14 protein-coding genes are annotated in these 19,760 nt (G+C 60.7%); 4 read left to right on the forward strand and 10 right to left on the reverse strand.

The window, feature by feature from the left end:
- Positions 1-72 precede the first annotated feature (72 nt).
- Positions 73-855, reverse strand: a complete 783-nt coding sequence (locus tag ACZ5C7_RS02120) for an SDR family NAD(P)-dependent oxidoreductase (RefSeq protein ID WP_464374744.1) — start codon at positions 853-855, stop codon at positions 73-75.
- A gap of 632 nt (positions 856-1,487) precedes the next feature.
- On the opposite strand from ACZ5C7_RS02120, the gene ACZ5C7_RS02125 reads away from it, so the two are divergent.
- Both ACZ5C7_RS02125 and ACZ5C7_RS02130 read left to right on the forward strand, forming a co-directional pair.
- Complete coding sequence (locus ACZ5C7_RS02125) at positions 1,488-2,522, forward strand: zinc-dependent alcohol dehydrogenase (protein WP_464374745.1); 1,035 nt, start codon at positions 1,488-1,490, stop codon at positions 2,520-2,522.
- Between the two features lie 118 nt (positions 2,523-2,640).
- The gene (locus ACZ5C7_RS02130) at positions 2,641-4,080 is read left to right on the forward strand and encodes a family 4 glycosyl hydrolase (protein WP_464374746.1); all 1,440 of its coding nucleotides are present in this window, start codon (positions 2,641-2,643) and stop codon (positions 4,078-4,080) included.
- Between the two features lie 145 nt (positions 4,081-4,225).
- Here ACZ5C7_RS02130 and ACZ5C7_RS02135 read toward each other — a convergent pair whose 3' ends face one another.
- From ACZ5C7_RS02135 to ACZ5C7_RS02155, 5 genes are all read right to left on the reverse strand, one after another.
- A complete protein-coding gene (locus ACZ5C7_RS02135) occupies positions 4,226-4,660 on the reverse strand; it encodes a PEGA domain-containing protein (protein ID WP_464374747.1) in 435 nt (144 codons plus the stop codon).
- Between the two features lie 162 nt (positions 4,661-4,822).
- Complete coding sequence (locus ACZ5C7_RS02140) at positions 4,823-7,027, reverse strand: ABC transporter ATP-binding protein (RefSeq protein ID WP_464374748.1); 2,205 nt, start codon at positions 7,025-7,027, stop codon at positions 4,823-4,825.
- Between the two features lie 82 nt (positions 7,028-7,109).
- Positions 7,110-8,210 carry an ABC transporter permease gene (locus tag ACZ5C7_RS02145; RefSeq protein ID WP_464374749.1) on the reverse strand — a complete coding sequence of 367 codons (1,101 nt, stop codon included), beginning with the start codon at positions 8,208-8,210 and terminating at the stop codon, positions 7,110-7,112.
- Entirely contained in the window at positions 8,197-9,192 is a 996-nt protein-coding gene (locus ACZ5C7_RS02150; RefSeq protein ID WP_464374750.1) for an ABC transporter permease, read from the reverse strand. The genes ACZ5C7_RS02145 and ACZ5C7_RS02150 overlap by 14 nt, the downstream gene beginning before the upstream one ends.
- A gap of 68 nt (positions 9,193-9,260) precedes the next feature.
- Positions 9,261-11,117, reverse strand: a complete 1,857-nt coding sequence (locus ACZ5C7_RS02155; protein WP_464374751.1) for an ABC transporter substrate-binding protein — start codon at positions 11,115-11,117, stop codon at positions 9,261-9,263.
- A 140-nt stretch (positions 11,118-11,257) separates the two neighbouring features.
- On the opposite strand from ACZ5C7_RS02155, the gene ACZ5C7_RS02160 reads away from it, so the two are divergent.
- Positions 11,258-11,461 (forward strand): hypothetical protein, encoded by a 204-nt coding sequence (locus ACZ5C7_RS02160; protein ID WP_464374752.1) that lies wholly within the window; start codon positions 11,258-11,260, stop codon positions 11,459-11,461.
- A gap of 156 nt (positions 11,462-11,617) precedes the next feature.
- On the opposite strand, the gene ACZ5C7_RS02165 is transcribed toward ACZ5C7_RS02160, so the two are convergent.
- Positions 11,618-12,820 (reverse strand): oligogalacturonate lyase family protein, encoded by a 1,203-nt coding sequence (locus ACZ5C7_RS02165; protein ID WP_464374753.1) that lies wholly within the window; start codon positions 12,818-12,820, stop codon positions 11,618-11,620.
- A gap of 247 nt (positions 12,821-13,067) precedes the next feature.
- Here ACZ5C7_RS02165 and ACZ5C7_RS02170 point away from each other — a divergent pair, with 247 nt between their 5' ends.
- Positions 13,068-14,123 (forward strand): family 43 glycosylhydrolase, encoded by a 1,056-nt coding sequence (locus tag ACZ5C7_RS02170; protein WP_464374754.1) that lies wholly within the window; start codon positions 13,068-13,070, stop codon positions 14,121-14,123.
- A gap of 66 nt (positions 14,124-14,189) precedes the next feature.
- Here the strand turns inward: ACZ5C7_RS02170 and ACZ5C7_RS02175 are convergent, their stop codons facing one another.
- The 3 genes from ACZ5C7_RS02175 to ACZ5C7_RS02185 form a co-directional block, all read right to left on the reverse strand.
- On the reverse strand, positions 14,190-15,326 hold the full coding sequence (locus ACZ5C7_RS02175) for a mandelate racemase/muconate lactonizing enzyme family protein (protein WP_464374755.1): 1,137 nt from the start codon (positions 15,324-15,326) through the stop codon (positions 14,190-14,192).
- Between the two features lie 53 nt (positions 15,327-15,379).
- Positions 15,380-16,240, reverse strand: a complete 861-nt coding sequence (locus ACZ5C7_RS02180; RefSeq protein WP_464374756.1) for an aldo/keto reductase — start codon at positions 16,238-16,240, stop codon at positions 15,380-15,382.
- A gap of 72 nt (positions 16,241-16,312) precedes the next feature.
- Positions 16,313-19,243: a glycosyl hydrolase 115 family protein gene (locus ACZ5C7_RS02185; RefSeq protein WP_464374757.1), complete on the reverse strand. Its 2,931-nt coding sequence runs from the start codon at positions 19,241-19,243 to the stop codon at positions 16,313-16,315.
- Between the last annotated feature and the right edge of the window lie 517 nt (positions 19,244-19,760).

The raw sequence follows: 19,760 nt of genomic DNA on the forward strand, positions 1-19,760 counted from the left end.
CGCCTGGGTACAAGAGAGAGTACTAAGAACCCAGCGAGAAGTCACACAGGAGAGTAGATGAACTTCGAGTCGTCAGTATATGGCGTGACCACCGTCCGCGTACAGCATGTGACCGGTGATGAACGATGCGTCGCCGCTCGCCAGAAAGAGGTACGGGCCGGCGATCTCGTCGGGCGTTGCGCGTCGTCCCATCGGATTGGGTTTCCGAAACCGACGACTATCCGGAACGTCCGAGGCGTCGTCCTCGTCGCCGATCGCAGTCGAAACGGGGCCGGGTGCGACGGCGTTGACGCGGATACTGCGGCTCGCTAACTCGAGCGCGGCCACTCGTGTGAGCATCGTGATGGCCGCCTTCGACGGATCGTACGCGGCGTGGCCGACCTGTGCGTACTCGGAACTGATCGAAGCGGTGTTGACGATCGAACCCGCGACGTCCCGATCGATCATATCGGCGGCGGCTGCACGACAGCCCGCGAAGACGCTGCGCGCGTTCGTTTCGTACACCTCGTCGAACGTCTCGATATCGAGCTCGAGCAGTGATCCGCCCCGAAAGATTCCGGCGTTGTTCACCATGATATCGACGCCACCGAACTCGCGCGCCGCCTCGACGACCGACTCGAGCGCTGTCGGATCGGAAACGTCCGTTTCGACGAACGTTGCTTCGCCGCCGTCGCGTTCTATTCGTTCGTGCGTTGGGACGGTCGCAGCTTCACTTTTCGGCGACTCGCGAAAATCGGCGACTACCACCGTCGCACCCGCGGCGGCAAAGCGTCGAGCAACGGCTCGGCCGATGCCGGAACTACCGCCCGTTACGATGACCGTTTTCGCGGAGAAGTCGTACCTAGTGGCGCACATACACCCTCGTCTGACGACGGGCGTCTTATGACTATCGACGCCATCGTCCGGCATCGATGGGGGCGAACATTCGACGTGAAGTCGGCCTGAGACGCAGGGAGAAATTCCGACGGAGGCGAGCAGATACCGAATAGGAGCGGGGGCGCACGATATCCGATACAACGACGAGAACCGCAGTAGAAGGAGCGTCCGGAAGCATCGGACAGAAGCCGTTCGAAGGAGAACTCGTCACTCGGGCGTATCCGTCGTAAAACGCCCGTAAGCTGGCTGAAACCCCTATAAAGAGAGTATTACCACATACGTTAGAAATCACCACATCCGTCATGAGCAGAGTTCTTTGAAGCCAGTATTACACAGGTACTCGTGTAATACTCGGCGTCAGGAACCACGATTATACCGATTCCCGACCGCTGAGATAACGTTCATATATTTTTAAGATGTTTTATTTGACAATGAGTGATCGTCGGGTAACAAGTAGTTATCCGGCAATACCGAATGTATCCCGAAAGATTGTGAAAGACAATAGCTGAATGCCGGTGATCTACCGACGAGGCGCTTCGTCCACCTAAAGTTATATGAGGGTAACTCACACAACTATCAGTAGCTCAACGACAGAGCGAGGTAGCTCCATAATGAAGGCTATAGTCCATACCGGTCCCAGATCTATCGAAATCCGTGAACGAGAACCAGCAGTTCCCGGCCCGGACGAGGTACTCGTCCGCGTCCATTCGGCCGGTCTTTGTGGTAGCGACGCCCACGCGTATACGTACGAAGATGGGTACAAATGGGTTCCACTCCCCCGAATTATGGGACACGAGTACTCCGGCGAGGTCGTCGAAGTCGGCGACGACGTGACGGACTTTGCCGTCGGCGATTCCGTCGTCGAGGAACCGATCCACGATTGCGGATCGTGCTTTCAGTGCAAGAACGGCCAGCCGAACGTCTGCCAGAACTTCGAGATCACGGGGATGCACAACGACGGTGCCTACACCGAATATACGACGGTAAAACCTCGAGATCTGCACAAGATTCCAGACGGTATGGCGCTCGCCCAGGCAAGCATCACCGAACCGCTCAGCATCGCCACGCGAGCAGTGTTCGACCGGTCGAACGTGACACCGGGCGATACGGTCCTCGTCGAAGGACCGGGTCCAATCGGTATGTTGGTTGCGTCCGTCGCCGATTCGATGGGCGCGAACGTCGTCGTCTCGGGACTCGGCAAAGACACGGCGTACCGGCTCCCGCTGGCCGAACAGCTCGGCATGGACACCGTCAATGTCGACCGGGGTGATCTCTCCGAATTCGTGGACGGGAAAACCGACGGCATCGGATTCGACGTCGTTTTCGATACGACCGGCCACCAAAGCGGGGTCGAGATGGCGGTCGACCACGTTCGAAAAGGGGGACAGGTGGTCGTCGTCGGTCTCCCCGGCGCACCCAGCGAGGTGTTCATGACGCCGATCGTTCGCGGCGAAGTCGATTTGAACACCTCCTACGGTTCGACCTGGGAAAATTTCGAACAGGCCATCCGATTGCTCGCGAGCGGTGGAATCGACGCCGATACGATCATCGACAGTTCGTTTAGCATCGACGACCCGACCGCCGCGTTCGACGCCTTCCTCGCCTCCGAAACCTGCAAACCCGTCTTCTCCTTCGCCGATCTCTGAGCAGCCGAGGTAAGTCGTCGTTCTCTTTCCAGGCAAGACTGCCGAATCCGCCGAAGACACGGCGGCGAACGTTCCCCGAACGGCAACGCTTTTGGATGTCTCCAGTCCACACAGTAGCATGCACCAACTCAGTGCAACGGACACGTCGTTTCCGGAGGTCGTCTCTACCGTCAAGATCGGATACATCGGTGGCGGTAGTCGAGGGTGGGCCCACACCCTCATTAACGATCTCCTCCAGCAATCGGACATCTCGGGAAGCGTCGCACTGTACGACGTCAATTACGAGCCGGCCGAACAAAACGCGAAACTCGGAAACGAACTCGCAAGCCGCGAGGACGTCGTCGGTGACTGGACGTTCGAGGCGCACGACGTCCTCGCGGACGCCCTCGACGGAGCCGACTTCGTGATCTGTTCGATTCAGGACCCCCCGGAGGAGACGTTCGTTCACGACATTGACGTGCCACGGGAGTACGGCTGCTATCAGCCGGTCGCCGACACCTGCGGACCCGGCGGAGCGGTCCGGGCCCTCCGTGCGGTTCCACAGTATCGAGAAATCGCGGCTGTGGTCCGCGAACAGTGCCCCGACGCCTGGGTGTTGAACTACACGAATCCGATGACCGTCTGTACGCGGGCGCTCTACGAAGAGTATCCCGACATCAACGCTATCGGCCTCTGTCACGAGGTGTTTCACATCCAGATGCTGTTGGCCGACATCGCCGAAAAGTACGTCGACGAAGCCGAGGACGTCTCCGCCAGTGAAATCGACGTAACCGTCAAGGGCGTCAACCATTTCACGTGGATCGACGAGGCGTACTGGCACGGCCACGACATCTACCAGTACCTCGACGCGGAGCTCGAGGAACGAAAGCCCCTCCCGGGATTCGAACCCGGCGATTTCGAGGGAGAGGACTACTGGACCAATCACCACCAGGTCGCGTTCGACCTCTACGACAAATTCGGAATCCTGGGTGCCGCGGGCGACCGCCACCTCGTGGAGTTCGTCCCGTGGTACCTCTCGATCGACGACCCCGAAGAGATCCACCGGTGGGGAATCCGCCTGACGCCGAGTTCGGCCCGCGTGGGCGAAAGCGAGGAGGGACCGGCGAAGATGGAGCGGTATCTCTCCGACGCCGACGAGTTCGAGTTCAAAGAATCCGGCGAGGAAGCCGTCGACATCATCCGCGCACTCGTCGGCCTCGAGCCGATGAAAACCAACGTCAACCACCCCAACGTCGGACAGACGCCTGATCTCCCCGACGGAGCCGTCGTCGAGACGAACGTCCTCATCACCGGCGGGGGTGTCAAACCGATCACCGCCGGGACCCTCCCCCGCGAAGTTCGGAGTATGGTTATGACCGCGATTCACAACCAAGAAACGCTCGTCGAAGCCGGTTTCGCCGGCGATCTCGACCTCGGGTTCGAGGCGTTCCTGAACGAACCGCTCGTAACGCTCTCGCGGGAGGACGCACGAGAACTGTTCGCCGAACTGATCGAGCGCGAGCGCGAGTACTTCACGGACTACGACCTCGAGACCGCGACCGTACTCGAGGGAAGATGATACCGAGAACAGCCGTCTAACACGCATCTGACCGCGACTCAGAGTCTAATACACTCGGAACGGTCTCGGAGCAGCCGTCGAAAACAACGGGCCACCACTGCTACCCGTTCTCCGTATTCACTGCACAATGGGTCGTCTCCGGTACTCAGGATGACGCCTCGAGTTCGAGCGTGATCTCTTCGTCGTCACCCTCCTCGAGCGTGATGTCCTCCTCGGCTGATTCGTACTCGTCTCCGTCAGCGACGGCGGTGTACGATCCCGTTTCGATCACCTCGGGTTCGGCGACGCCGTCTTCGATTTCCTCGTCGACGATGTACCGAAGGTTTTCGTCCCTGTCAACGATTTCGACGACGAGCCCGTTCGAAACCGCGTCGCCGTCCTCGTCCTCAAGGTATACGGTGAGGCTCGCCTCCTCGTCGTTCTCGCCATCGGCGGTATCGTCGTTCGCATCGCCATCCGTTTCGGAACCGCCCTCAGGGTCGCCTTCGTCATCGTCTGTACAACCGGCGATCCCGGTGAGGAGCCCTAAGCCGAGAAGCGTGCTTACTCGTCTCCGCGTGATTACGTTTCGTCGTTCCATATTCGCGGTTGTACATAGCAAATAACAAGGAATAATACTGTCGACCGGAGAACGAAGGAAACGGAGACGCCCAGATTATTCGACTGACTGAGTTCCGTAGCGACGCGATCGGAGAACAGAACGGAAATCCGGCCGAGAGGAATCCTCGTGTCCCAGAAATCGCTACTCGGAGGCGCTCACGGGATCTTCGTCGCCCTCGTCGGGTTCATCGTCCGTGATTGGGGCGCTCTCCCAGTACTCGTGGTCGTCGTCGACGCGGAAGCACGCGGTCTGTTGGACGCCGTCTTCGTCGCTGAGATCGACCAGTTCCGGCGTCTGGGTTCGACAGGTGTCTCTGGCATCGGGACACCGAGTGTGGTACCGACAGCCCGACGGCATGTTGGTCTGGTCCGGGACGTCGATCGTTCGAATCGGGTTTTCCTCGGGGTCGTCGTCCTGCTCGAGTTCGGGCGTCGCCCACCGCAGCGCTTGCGTGTACGGATGCTGTGGATTTTGGATGATCTGTTCGGCCGACCCGATCTCGACGAGTTCTCCGAGGTACATAACCCCGATCCGTCCGCCGGTCTTCTCCGCGAGGTACCGGGCGTTCGAGAGGTCGTGCGAGACCGACAGAAAGGAGGTGTCGAACGCGTCTTGCAGTTCGATCATCAGGTCCATAATGCTCACCCGGAGGGATACGTCTAGGGCAGACACCGCCTCGTCGGCGAGGATGAGGTCGGGATTGACCAACATCGCCCTGATGAGCGCGACCCGCTGTTTTTCGCCGCCCGAGAGCTGGTGTGGGTACCGTTCGATGTAATCCTCGGGCGGACTGATCCCGACGTACTCTAACATTGCCAGGATCCGCTCACGTCTGTCGTTGCCATCGAGATCGGGATGCCAGCGGTTGAGCGGGGTCGAGAGGATCGATCGAACCCGCTGATGTGAGTTCAGCGAACTGCCGGGATCCTGGTGAACGATCTGGAGCGCCCGACGAATTTCTTTATCCTCGAGCGTGCTACTGCCGGAGCTTCCCTTCCAGATGTCTCGGTCTTTGTACTCGATTGTCCCGTCCGTCGGTCGCTGGAGGCCGACCGCGGTCTTTCCGAGCGTGGTTTTCCCACAGCCGCTTTCGCCCACCAGAACGACCACGTCGTTCTCGTAGATGTCGAACGAAATCCCGTCAACGGCTGTTACTACGTCGGACTCGCCGAAATCGAGCCAGCCGTCGTTCTCGGATCCGAACTGAACCTCGACGTCCTCGAGCGACACGAGCGGCTCCGCATCGTCCGAGTGAGAAGCGTTCCGCGTCGCGGGCGAATCATCGGAATTCGACTCCGTAAACGCCCCCTCGAGGTCGTCGATCGACTGCTCCCAGTGATGGCAGTAGACGTCGTGATTCCGGGATTCTCCGGCGTCGTACGGGCCGGGATCGATCGACCGACACTCCTCGTCAGCCAGCGGACAACGCGGGTGATACGAACACCCGGGCGGAATATTTACCGGGTCCGGACTCTCCCCTTCTATCGGGCGCATCTGCTCGAGCGGCGCCGACAGGTTCGGCGTCGCGTTGAGCAACGCTCGCGTGTAGGGGTGTGCCGGGCGCTCGAGGATCTCGTCCGCCGGGCCGATCTCGGCGAACTCGAAGGCGTACAGCACGGCGAGCCGATCGGAGAGATCCGCCACCAGCGGCAGGTCGTGCGTGATAAACACGATCGTGAGATCGTGTTTTTCCTGGATGTCGTTGAGCAACGAGATGATCGACTGTTGCATCAACAGATCGAGTGCGGCCGTGGGTTCGTCCATCACGAGCATTTCGGGCTCGAGAACGAGACTCAACGCGATCAATACGCGCTGTTTCATCCCGCCGCTTAGCTCGTGGGGATAGGACTCGAGCATCCGCTCCGGTTCGAGATACAGGTCCTCGAGGAGGTCTTTGGCCCGTTCGATGCCGGCGTCGACGTCGTAGTCGTGTGCGCTTAGCGTCTCGACGAAGTGGGTTCGGACGGACCGAACGGGGTTAAACGAACTCATCGCCCCCTGGAAGACCATCGAAATCTCCTCCCAGCGGAACTGTTTGAGTTCCGACTTCGAAAGCGTGGTGACGTCGACTGGATCTCCGTCTTTGGGGTGATAGACGACTTCGCCTGTTGTGACTCCCGGAGCTGGAACCGCATCGAGCAAGGCCGAGGCGAACATCGATTTCCCCGAGCCGCTCTCGCCAATCACTCCGAGAATTTCGTTCCGTTCGATGTCGATATTGACGTCGTTCAGGACGCGTGACTCGCCCCGGTCCATCCCGAAGCTGACGGACGTGTTTCGAAGCTCTACGATGGTGTCGTGTCCGGGCGAGTCGGTCAAACGTGAGTCGGATTCAGAGACGGTCATTGGTTCACCTCGTTTCGGAGAGTCGGCTGCTCGTCGATTCGGTCGCGGTCATCGTGGTCATAGCGTTCGTTCATGGGTGAGCTCACATCTGCGTGACAGTGGTCGTGTTCGTTTCCGACTCCGGCTCCGATCCCTTGCCGTCGTCGCTTCGCTCGTGTCGTGCTCTGGCTCGAGGGTTAAATACTCGGTCGAGGGACTGACCGAGCAGGACGAGACCGATCGAGATTCCCGAGATGGCGATCATCGGGACGAGAAGCCAGTGAATCGCATCGGGGCGATACACGGCACCGGCCCGGTACGCGCTCTCGAGCATCACGCCCCAGTTCGCGTCCGAGTACGGAAGGATGCCGAGGAAGTACAACGCAACAGCTGCGAAGATGATCCGCCTGGCCGCGTTGACGAGGTTCACCACGATGTACGGCATGAGGTGTGGCAGGATTTCCTTGCGAAGGAGAGACATCGTCGGAACATCCATCGCTCTGGACGCTTCGACGAACGCCTCACCCCGCAGAGTAAGCACTTGCGATCGAATCGCTCGTGCGAGACCAGCCCACGCGGCGGCGGCTAACAACACCCCGACGAGCGCCGGATGCTCCGGCTCGAGTAGGACAGATAGCACGATCACCAGCGGGAGGCCTGGAATGTTGATGAACACGTCGGTGATTGAGCTCAAGACCGTATCCACCATCCCGCCTTTGTAGCCCGAGACGAGGCCGAATCCCGTCCCGATAACGACGGTGAACAGCGCGCCCGCACCCATCATCTGAAGGATGGGGACCGTCGAGTAAACCGTCATCGACAGGATATCCTGCCCCGACTGATCGGTTCCGAGCGGGTGACTCCAGTCCTCGAACGGACCGAGGAGTGATTCACCGTGAGTCGGGTGTGTCGGATCGATCAAGTAGACGCCGACGGTGCCGATCAACAGGTAGAGGACGAGGATCGAAACGCCGGCGATCGCTCGCCAGTCGTTTCGCATGATTGACCACGGCGTCCACAGGTAATCCTGCAGTTTTCGGTCGATCCGGTCCCGTCTCGTTTCCTCGACCGTCGCCGTCCGCTCGAACGGAGAGCCGACGGTTCCCCCGTCGCTTCGAAGGATGTCTTCGACGGTGTCGGGTCTCGTATTCGATTCCGTCGCCGCGTGCTCGTCCGTCTCATCGGGTCGGTCAGAACGCTTCACGGTTCTCACCTCCGGCTCGAGGATCGATCTTTCCGTAGGTGAGATCGGCGATCAACAGCGCGATCACGACGGCGATCGTGATGACGGTAAACGCGCCCATCATCAGCGGGTAATCCCGCGCCCGTACCGCATCGAGCAAGTACCAGCCCATGCCGCGGTAGACGAAAATCTCCTCGAGGACGACGGCGCCGCCGAACATGCTCCCGATAGCGATCATGAGTCCGGTATACATGGGGAGAATCGCGTTTCGAGCGACGTAATGGATGGCGATGGTCGGGTCCGAAAGCCCCCGTAGCCGGGCGACCCGCAGGTAATCGGAACCGAGAACGCGGATACTGTTTCCGCGCATGGTCAGGGCAGCCATCCCGGAAGTAACGAACATCGAGAAGACGGGTAACATCGCGTGGTGGACAATTCCGGTAAGATACAGGAAGTTGAACCCGGGTTCGACGCCCTCCGGCTGTCTCCCGCCGGTCGGGAACCAGTTGAGGCGATAGGCGAAAACTGTTAGCAGAATCAACGCGAGGACGTAAAACGGGATCGAGGTGATAATGGTCGCGTAGCCCGTCAGTACCGTATCGAACTTGCCGCCTTCCCAGTAGGCCATGACCGCACCGATCGAGATCCCGGCCGTAAATCCGAGGAAGACCGCCCAGCTCATCACGAACAGCGTCCACGGAATCGCGATTGCCAGCACCTCCTCGACCGGCATGTTCATGCTCATCGACCTGCCGAGATCGCCCTGCGCGACTGCCGACATATAATCGTAGTACTCGATGTACAGCGGATCTTCCGGATTGATGTTCATGTATAGTTCGGCCAACTCGTGCGCTCGTGCGGGATCGTCGAGATCTGGCCCGACCTCGACCAGGAAATAATCTATCGGATTTCCGGGCATGAAGCGCGTGAGGACGAACGTTAGCGTCATCACGGCCCAAACCGTAAAGACAGATTGCCCTAATCGTCTAATTCTCCAGTCCATTGTGGATGTGAGTGGTATTCTGTATCAAGGGATTTAAAAATATCTATTCAGCGGTTCGTTCCTTCCACCTATTGTTCGTACGGTATCAGTTCGGCGTCGTCTAACTTCAACAGGTTGTACTCCGCGACTCGATTGTCGATGATCGCGTCCGGGCCATCGACGTGCCAGTAGTCCGCTCGAATGCCGCCGTGGTCGAGTCCAGCAACGATCTCGAACTGCGGTAACACCTGATTGTACATCCAGGTCAGTCGCTGGAGGAATTCATCGTCATCACCCGTCCGGTGCCACTCGCCGAGTTCGTCGCCGAGGACCATATCTTCGGTCCCATCCGAACCGCTCGGATCGCCAACTGGCATTGGAACTTCGAACGAATCGTTGTACCAATCGGCGTGCATGAGGTCCGTATACCACGTCCAGACGGCGTCGATCCACATGATCCCGCGAACCGAAAACCCGCCGCCGTCATCCAGTAGGACGTCGAACTCGCCGTTCAAACGCCGGTTCCCGTACGTTGCCTCGTCGACGATCTGGAGGTCGGGGTCGAGTCCGAACTCCTCGAGTTCGTAATTGATGGCGTTCAGGCCGTTGCGCTGAATATCGGAACCAGTGTTCGCCATGAGGATGATTTCGATCGTCTCGCCGTCATCGTCGTACCAGAGTTCGTCTCCCTCGTCGTACTCGTATCCGGCGGCCTCCATGTACTCGTGTGCCGTATCGAGGTCCGTTTCGTAGTGATCGTAGCCGTCGAGATCGACGATTCCGTCGTCGGCAGCCTCCTCGGTGAGCCAGCACGGCGGAAGGTCGACGGCTTCGTACGCGTCTCCCGGTGCCGTTTGGACGACCGAATCTCGGTCGACCGCGTACGCGATCGCTTTGCGGAAGTTCCGATCCTGCGTGTACGGATCGTACGCACCGTCGTCCGCAGCCGAGCCGGACATGTCATAGTCACCGAAGTTGAACAACACGGAGTGGTAGTGCAGATAATCGCCGTTGATGGCGTGGTAATCTCCTAACTGTTGTTCGACGTCATCCGGAGCGGGGAGCGTCACAGTGATTCCGTCGACCTCCCCCTCCTGGAAGGCCATGTGCTGGTTCTCGTACTGTTCCCACACGTAATCCGTAAAGAGGACGTTCTCCGCGTTCGGGTGGTCTTCAAAGAGCGTGGCGTGCATCGTGTTGTCACCGACATCGTCGAGTTCGAAGACGCCGTTTCCGACCGGGTCGTCCTGATTCCACTCGAGGAGATCGTTCGCGATCTGTTCGCGCTCGTCGCCCTCCGCGTTCTGGAGATCTTCGAGCCACTCCGCGTACGTCCGTTCGTCGCCCAGATCGGCCTTGACGATATTGAGGCTGTTACCGAGCGCGTTCGCCATGATGAATTGCTCGTCGAACTCGTCGTGAAGGTGAAACCGGAGCAGGTGATCGTCGACCGCTTCGGCCTCGTCGATGAACGCGTTCGGTTCCTCGTCGTCATCCAGGACGCGACCGAGCTCCAGATCGAGGTTCCACTGCGTCGCGTAGTCTTCGGCCACGACGTTGCTCCCGTCGTGCCAGGTGTAGTCGTCGCGAAGTTCCATCTCGAGAACGTCCCCGTCCGTTTGCCAGTCTTCGGCGATCACACCTCGCGTTTCGTCGGCACTGTGGAGATAGACGACGTACGGGTCGTAGAGCAATCCCGGCGGATCGAAGTCCGCCATCGAATTGTTCGGATCGTACGGATTCCAGTGAGCCGTCTCGAACTCGTAGGCCCCGCGGTGGTTCGCGACCCGAAACTCCTGTTCGACCCGCTCTTCGACCGGATCACCGACCGGACCGTCGCCGTTCGTCGCACAACCCGCGAGTGCGACAACCCCACCTGCGATCCCCGTCTTGAGCGCAGTTCGTCTGCTAATCGGACTGCTCAACCCATTGCTATCAGTTGGCATCGAACACACATTCATGATAGACCCATATATATTTTCCTATCAACTTGTCCCGTTGACGTGTTTCTCACCGAAGCACATTCTGCTGAGAGAGACGCGCTGGAAACAAACTTATTTCTCGGTTCCATCAGATAGTCCAAGCAATGAATCGCACTCGCTCCGTGCTCAAGGTGGTGTTCGGGATCAACGTCTTCTTTTTAGTCATGCTCGCCTTTTCGTACCCCTACCTCGAGCCCGGTACCGGTTCGTACGTCGCTGCGACGATGACGTTCGTGCTGTGTCTGATCATGTTGCTCCTCGTCGCCGCCCTAACGTACCTCGAGTTAGACGTCTTCGACCAGATTTGAACGCGGCGAAAACGCCCACCTATCGATGAGATGTCCCGAATCGACACACTGCCGGATCGCTCGAGTGTGGTGAACGATCGAGAGTGCGATCGCAATGGGACACCCCAAGGCAGGACTTGTCGCGCGAACGGACGTTCGGACTGGTACCGAGCCCGTTCAGTAGTCGAACTCGAGATCGAGGTCCTCGAGCCTCGGCAGATCCTCGAGGTCGTCGAGGACGTCGACGAGGTAAACGTCGCTCTCGTTGCCTCCGCGCGAACTATCGAACGCGATCCTCGAGCCATCGGGACTCAGACGAGCGTGCGGGTGAACGTCGTCGTCACCCGCCCAGTCGTGGGTCGCGAGCGCCCACGGCCCGTCGTAGCCATCGGCGTCGGCGTCCCACCGCCAGAGAAGTAGGTGCGGAACGCCGCGGTGGGTGCCGTCGCCGACGATCAGATCGCGGGTGGTACTGTGAAAGTGAGTGTAGATGTCCGGTGCGGGCCACTCGCGCCGATCGGTCCCGTCGTACCGAACCTGCCCGAAGAACGCGTCGGGATCGTCGCGGGAACCGCGCCAGCCGTGGTAGCCGACGTGTTCGCCGTCGGCGAGCCAGTGCTCGTGGCCGACGGCCTCGTCCGCATCCGTCGACCGGATCTGCCAGGTATCGTCGGTCTCGAGGTTGAGCCCCCAGATCCTGTCGGCGTTCTCCCACGGACCCTCCTCGCAGTAGGTGATCAACTCCGGCTTCGTCGGCGACGTGTTGACGTGGGTCAGCCAGCGCTCGGTATCGACGTGAACGCTGGGCTCGGCCGATTCGTCCTCGATCGGCACAGAGATCACCTTCGAACGCGGTCCCGCTTCCATCCGCGCGTTCATCCAAACCTCCCTGTTTTCGGGATCGCGTTCGTCGTCGAGGTCGAGCGCCTCGGACAGCGCGACGACGGCGCGGGTCCCGTCGGCCGTCCCGCCGAGGTGTCCGCCGTAGTATCCTTCGGGCCGCTCGTAGTGAGCGTCGACCTCGAGCGTCTCGAGGTCGAGCGAGACGAGTTGGCGGTCACACCAAAACAGGGCGGTGTCTCGATCTGGAAACCGTGTCGTTCCGTCGATCTCGTGGGGAAGATCGGTCAACTGCGTGAGCAGCCCGGACTCGATATCGATCGAGTAGAGGTCCCGAGTCCCGTCTCGATCCGAACGAAATAAGAGCCGACGACCGCCGTCGTAAAACGCCGGTTCCGTGAAGTAGAGGTGGCGGTTCGCGGTGTCCGGGTAGTTCGTGAACCGACGGACGGTCGCCCCGGTGGTCGGATCGTCGTACGTCTCGACTTCGGCGGGCCAATGGCGGCCAGCCTTCGGCCCCTGTCGACGGATCGTCTCCATAGGGTGTTCGATAACGGAGCGCGGCTAAAAAGATTCGCCTCCTGCAATCTCGCTTCGACGGCATCGGTTACCTAAATCGAAACTGACGACCGGAATCGACCGCGGCTACTCGAGAAAGGGCGATACGCGCCGTCGTCCAGTCCATCGAACGCGACGATCGAAGTTCGCTTCCGTCCGATCCGTTTCTACTAAGTAATTGATATTACGATAATTATTTTAGTGTATGTTTCTATGATTATACTGAACCATGTTCGATGATAACACGGACATTTGCCGTCGGAGTGTACTGCGAGGAATCGGAGCGGGCGCGATCGCCACCGCGGGAACGGCTAGTCTGGGCGGCTCGGTGCTCGCGGCGGAAGAGACGTACCAAAATCCGGTCGGACCGATCGGATTCGGCGATCCGGGTATCGTCCGAACCTGCGACGGGACCTACTACGTGTACGGGACGGAAACGCCGGAGGACGTGACTCCGATCGCCGAGTCCGACGACCTGGTCAACTGGACGTACGTCGGTTCGGCCCTCGAGGAGCAACCGGACTGGCGCGACGACCCGGACGCGGGAGTGTGGGCACCCTCGGTCAACTACTTCAACGGCGAGTACTACCTCTATTACTCGTACTCGACCTGGGGGAGCCAGGACAACCCGGGAATCGGCCTTGCGACCGCGGATGACCCGGTAGGGCCGTTCACCGATCAGGGGCCGGTGTTTCGGGCGGCAGACCTGCCGGTGACGAACGCCATCGACGCCGAGTTGGAGGTCGTCGACGGTACGCCCTACCTGGTGTGGGGAAGCTGGTACGGTATCTACGGCGTCGAACTAACCGAGAACGGGACGGACATCGTCCCCAACACGGAGTTTCACATGGCCGGAGACATGATAGAGGGGCCGATGATCGTCGAAGAGAACGGGTACTACTACCTCTTCTATTCGACCGGGCACTGCTGTGACGGCCCCGACAGCACGTACGAACTCGAGGTCGGACGCTCGGAGTCGTTTTTCGGCCCCTACGTCAATCAGAACGGCGACGATCTCCGGGACCTGAACGAGCACCACGCGGGCGTCTCGGTTTTGACGGGGACCGACCAGTTCATTGGCCCGGGCCACAATACGGCGATTCGGGACGACGACGGCGACTGGTGGATGGTGTACCACGTCGAGGCGACCGACGAGGTGGACACCCGCGTGCTCATGGTCGACCCGATCCAGTGGGACGACGACGACTGGCCGATCGTCGGCGACAACGGAGCACCGAGTGCCGAGAGCCCGGTTCCCGAGGCAGGTGCCGACTTGTGTGAGTGAGCAACCGTCCGTACCGGAACCGTTCGGCGAACAACCGTCACCGAGTGCTCATCTATCCGGCCCTCGCTACTCATCCAGCCGGTATCGATCGAGCGCTTCCTCGTCGACGGTAATTCCGAGCCCCGGCTCCTGCGGCACCTCGAGTGTTCCCCCGGACGGATCGAAGGGCGTCTCGAGGAGGTCGTCCCGAAGCGGGTTCTCGCTGCGATCGAACTCGACCATCATCGGCTCCGGCACGTTTCGGGTGTGAGGATAGTCGGAGACGCTGGCGGCGAACTGCACCGCTGCGGCCATCCCGACGGCCCCGTTCCAGACGTGCGGCCTGACGGTGACGTTTTCGGTCGTCGCCATATCGGCGATCAGTCGCGCCTCGGAGAGACCGCCGCATCTGCCGAGGTTCGGCTGGACGATATCGACCGCCCGGTCGTCGATGAGTTCTTTGAACGCGAATCGGCCGTAGTGGGCTTCCCCGGCCGCGATCGGGATATCGACCGCGCGTTTCACTTCCCGGTACCCGCTCGCGTTCTCCGGCGGAACGGGCTCTTCGATCCAGCGGATATCGTATTCGGCGATCGCGTTCGCCGATTCGATCGCCTGCCGAGGTCGGTAGTTCCCGTTCATGTCGACCAGTAAACGAGCGTCCGCTCCCAGTACCTCGCGGGCGACACGGACCCGCTCGGCGTCGTCTTTCGGACCGGCTCCGATCTTGATCTTCGCCGCCTCGAATCCCTCCGCGACGGCTTCCTCGATGGGTGCCTCGAGCGGTCGGTCCTCCTCCGTGAAGTACATCGTCGACGCGTAGGGGACGAGCGAGTCGCGGCTCCGTCCGCCGAGAAGCTGATGAATCGGGCGTTCAACCGTCTTCCCGATGATGTCCCAGCAGGCGACGTCGACCGCGCTGACGACGCTCTGGACGAACACGCTCCCGCCGAAGTGGTACGGGTCAGTGTAGGAATCGATTGCCAGCGACTCCACGGCGAAGGGGTCCATCCCGATGACGTCGTCGGCGAACAACTCATCGACCGTCGCCTCGACGATCCGACCGGGTGCGAACGCTTCGCCCCACCCCACGACGCCGGTGTCGGTCTCGAGGCGGAGCAAGGTCGTCTTTCGTGTGTGGCCGAACCCGCGGGCGTCCCCGAGTCCGCGGCCGTCGGGAAGCGAGTGTCCGAGCGGGATCGTTTCAATGTTTGTTATTTCCATGCGTACTGACGCGATGCCTCGCCCGATATAATTTGTGTTTCACTGACTCGAAATCAGCGATTCCAGGCCCCGAAGTCGGGATCGATGAGCCTGTGCTCGCGCTCGAGTGCGTCGATCCGATCGATATCAGCGCGGTCGAGCGAGAGGTTCTGCGCCTCGAGATTTTCGCGCATATGGGCTTCGCTACTGGCTTTCGGAATCGCGGCGACGTTGTCCGTCGAGAGCAACCACGCCAGCGAGACCTGGGCGGGCGTCGTTTCGTGTTTATCTGCGACATCTTTCAGGACCGAAACGTCGGACTCGGCAGGTGTCGCAACCGAATCTTCGATATCGCGTTCGTCCGCCGGGGCGAACACTTCTCCCTGCGCGAGCGGGCAGTACGCCACCAGCCAGTGGTCGTGTTCGCGGGCGTAGCGTCGCAGTTCCTCCTGTTGAAGGAACGGGTGGCATTCCACCTGATGGGCGGCGATGGGTGCCTCGAGTACGTCGCGAGCCTGATCGAGTTGGTCCGGTTCGAAGTTCGAGACGCCGACGTGACGGATCGCACCCCGTTCGCGCAACTCGTCGAACGCCGATAACGTCTCGGCCGCGTCGTACGTCTCGTGGGGCCAGTGCACGTAGAGTAAGTCGACGTAGTCGGTCTCCAGACGGTCGAGACTCGCTTCGACTGACTCGAGGACGTCGTCGTAGCCGAGGTTTCCCGTATCGACCTTCGTCGCGAGGAACAGATCGTCTCGGTCGACGGGCGATTCGGTGATTCCCTCCCCTAGATACGCCTCGTTCTCGTAGTCCTGTGCCGTGTCGACGTGTCGGTACCCGGCCTGCAAGGCCGTCTCGACGCGTTCGGTCCATCGGTCGCGATCGTTCTCGGAGTAGGTCCCGAGGCCGAGCCTCGGCAGTTCTTCGAGTGGCATGGATAACGGTGTGGGTGTGTGCGACATGATTCTTTGGGTGGCAGAAACATCGGCGGGGAGCGACGGCTCAGGTTACCGATCCGCCCGCGAGTCCCGCGTCTCGAGCGGACCGAGAGACGATCGGCGGACATCGTCTTCGGTGTAGACGATCACTCGATCGACGACGACGCCGGGGTCGACCGCGTACAGCGACAGCACGTGTCTCTCGGACCCGTTCAGTTCGTGATCGGTCGTCGAACGGACGCAAGATCTGAGGACGTTTCGCTGCCACTCCGGGTCGTGTTCGCCGCCGTTCGCGTCGAAGTCGACTACCGTCGGGTCGGCGTCGTCGACCGCGACCGCGTATCGGTGGGGCGTCGAGTCCGACGGCGCGTGGGTCGGCAACAACTGTACCTCGACGCGAACGTCGCCGGCGCGGGCCTCGAACGCGTACTCGAGTCGGGCCGCTTGCTCGCGAACGTCAGTCGCGTCGACGGTGCCAGCACCGACACCGATTCGCGGCCCGTCGATCGGACGACTTGCCATCGCGGTGCCGCTCGTTCGACTCAGCCCGTCGACCGGCTTCCAGTGCGTCGCACCTCGCACGAGTGCCGTCGGGTGATCCGCCTCGATAGCGACCCGGCCGTTCGATTCGACGAAGACCGGTCGCTGATCCGGTTCGAAGGGGGGCACAGATTCGGCTCGAGAATCCCGTTCCACCGACGTTCGCGACCTGATCGGCACTTCGACCTCGAGTTCGCGTCCGGCACCCTCGATCCGAATTCGGCCCGTCGTCTTCGAATCGGGGGCTGCCTCCCAGTCGATAGCCACGCGGACCCGTCGGTCGCCGTCGAACGCTCCCGACGAGTGCTCGAGGTCGATCCACTCCTCAGCTGTCGCCGTCCACTCGACAGTTCCCGTTCCGCGGTTGTAACAGTCGACGAATCGAGAGCGGTCGACGCCCTGAACGAACGTCGGGAGCCGCCGTCGGCGCGGACCCGTTCCGGCACTCCCGGACGATCCCTCGACGGTAACCTCGAGCGTCGGCCCCTGTTCTTCGGTTACGCCCGCAGTCGCCGGCTGGTCGAACACCGGGAGATCTCGCGGGCTCGCGGACATCATTTCCCGCCACTTCCCGTCCGAGGAGGCGTTGTACCGCTCGGTTTCGGCCGCGATGCGCTCTACTGCCGCCCGCGAGCGCCGCGCGTACTTCGTTGCGCTCGTTCTCCCCTGTCCGGCGTAGAGGCGACTCCGCATCGCCTCGAGGGCCGCTTCGTTCATCGCCCGCGAACACCGAATCGGATAGGCGACGAGGTGGAAAAACGCCGTTCGTGATTCCTCGGGGAGCGTTTCGTATAGCTTCGTCGCCGTTTCGTCGATCCGTTCGTAGGCCTCGAGCCGTCGCCGAGCCTCGTCGCCGTGGCAGATCGCGCTGAACTCGGGTTCGTTTTTCTCCGTGTTCGGATACACGCCGTTCCAGCCGACGTGTTCGGGTTTGCGGGCGAGGGCGAGTCGATAGTACTCGCCGAGCACGTCGGCTATTTCCTCCGCGTAACTTGGGCCGAACTCGCGGGTAGCCCACTCCGTGAGCCACTCCCGTTGGGACTGGTCTCTGACCCCCTCGAGATCCCACGCTAACTCGAGGAAGTACTCGGTTTCTTTCTCCGCGGGTTTGAGGTCGCCCACGTTTGCGATCCACAGCGTCTCGGCTCCGTGGTGGTACGCCCGTCGCAACTCCTCGCGGATCAGCGCCGGCGGAATCGAACAGAGCCACTGGTGGTCGTGAGGACGCCCCCAGTAAGAGAGATGGTAGTAGACGCCGTGACCGCCGCTTCGCTCCCGCTTTGCTTCCGTCGGGAGGCGTCGAAGGTAGCCGAAGTTGTCGTCGGGCCAAACGAGACAGACGTCTTCGGGAACCTCGAGTCCGTTCCGATAGAGGTCGAGCGTTTCCTTGTACGGGCAAAACGCCTGCGGAACGTCCGCGACATCGGGTTCGAGGGTCTCCTCGAGTAACTCGCGCTGATCGTCGACGACCCGTTGGAGCAGATTGACGCGCTCCTCGAGGCTGTCGCCGCCCGGCATGCCGGAGTCGTGGATTCCGCGCATCCCGATGGTGAAGATGTTTTCCCGACCGGCGACCTCCTCGAGGCGTTGTGCCCAGTACTGGCGAATCGTTTCGGCGTTGGTCTCGTAGTTCCATTCTCCTCGACTGTCCGTCTCCCACTCGTCGACGTTGTTTCGGTGCATCGGCTCGCAGTGGGAGGTGCCGACGATGATTCCGTACCGATCGGCGGCCTCGCGGTTCCCGTCGCACCGATAGAAGGCTTTCGTCCCGTCGTGCATCGCCGGCCAGATCGTGTTGGCCTTGAGCCGCAAGAGGAGTTCAAACACGCGCTCGTAGGTCTTCGGCCCGATTCCGTCGGGCGTCTCCGGATCGTACGTTTGCTGGGCCCACTCGCGAATCCCGAAGTCCTCGTCGTTGATGAAGATCCCGCGGTAGCTGACCGACGGGGGTCCCGCCTGCTCGATTCCCTTCCTCACGTGGAGTTGGTCGCGCTCGTCGGTCGGAACGTCCGCCCACCAGTACCACGGCGAGACGCCGAGTCGCTTCGACAGTTCGTAGATGGCGTAGGCCGTTCCCCGCGCGTCGCTTCCCGCGATCACCAGCGTTTCGTCCACACCTCGCAGTTCCTCGAAATCACCGTCCCCGACGGCCCCGAATAGAAAGCTCTCGGGTTGTTCCCCGAGTCCGTGGCCGACCGCGATCCGATCGACCGCACGGTCGAACGCGTCGGCAACCCCGTACGTCCCGACGAGAATCGCACGGCCCTCGAGGTCGGCGACCCCCCGACGGCACGGTGGTCGGCGTCCGGTGACGCGCTCGATGTCGTCCCGGAGGTCGTGTGAGGCGATTTCGACGACCGATTCGGTGGCGACGTATCGGATCGGTACTGCGGAGTCCGCGACCAGCGCCACGGTGTCCGCCTGGCGCTCCTCGAGGATCGAGAGTCGCTGCGTATCCATCGGGAACGATATTCTTCGGTCAACTATTAGTCTGTTGGGATCGTGGACGCCAGCGACGAACAGTGTAGTTGGGACGACTCGTTCAGAGGCTCGAAAATCTCGTTCGAGGACTCGAAACTGGATAAAACGCCGGCGTCTTCTCGATGACACGCACCGATACGCGAACGCAATAAATTCGTCCGGCAGAGCCGAATATAGGAGTTTTTGCTCTCGATTTTAGCCGGGCTTTTTACACATATATGGTTGTAAAAGGTTTGGCTGTATTTCAGTAGTATTCATGTATTCACCACGAAAAGTCAGCTCTTAGCGCTCAGTTATCCTGTTAACGACCATATCCGGCCATACCGCACACATAGTGTTATGGAATACCACACCGAACGAGAGACGAGGAAGAACGCCACAGGTCGCGACCGCATTGCAGGCTAGCAGTCGAACGAGTGGACAGAACTATCGAAAACGACGAGAGTCGTTATCGACGGTCAGTACCGAATCAGTCAAATACAAAATTTTTTACTCT

Source organism: Halostagnicola alkaliphila (genome assembly GCF_055379965.1).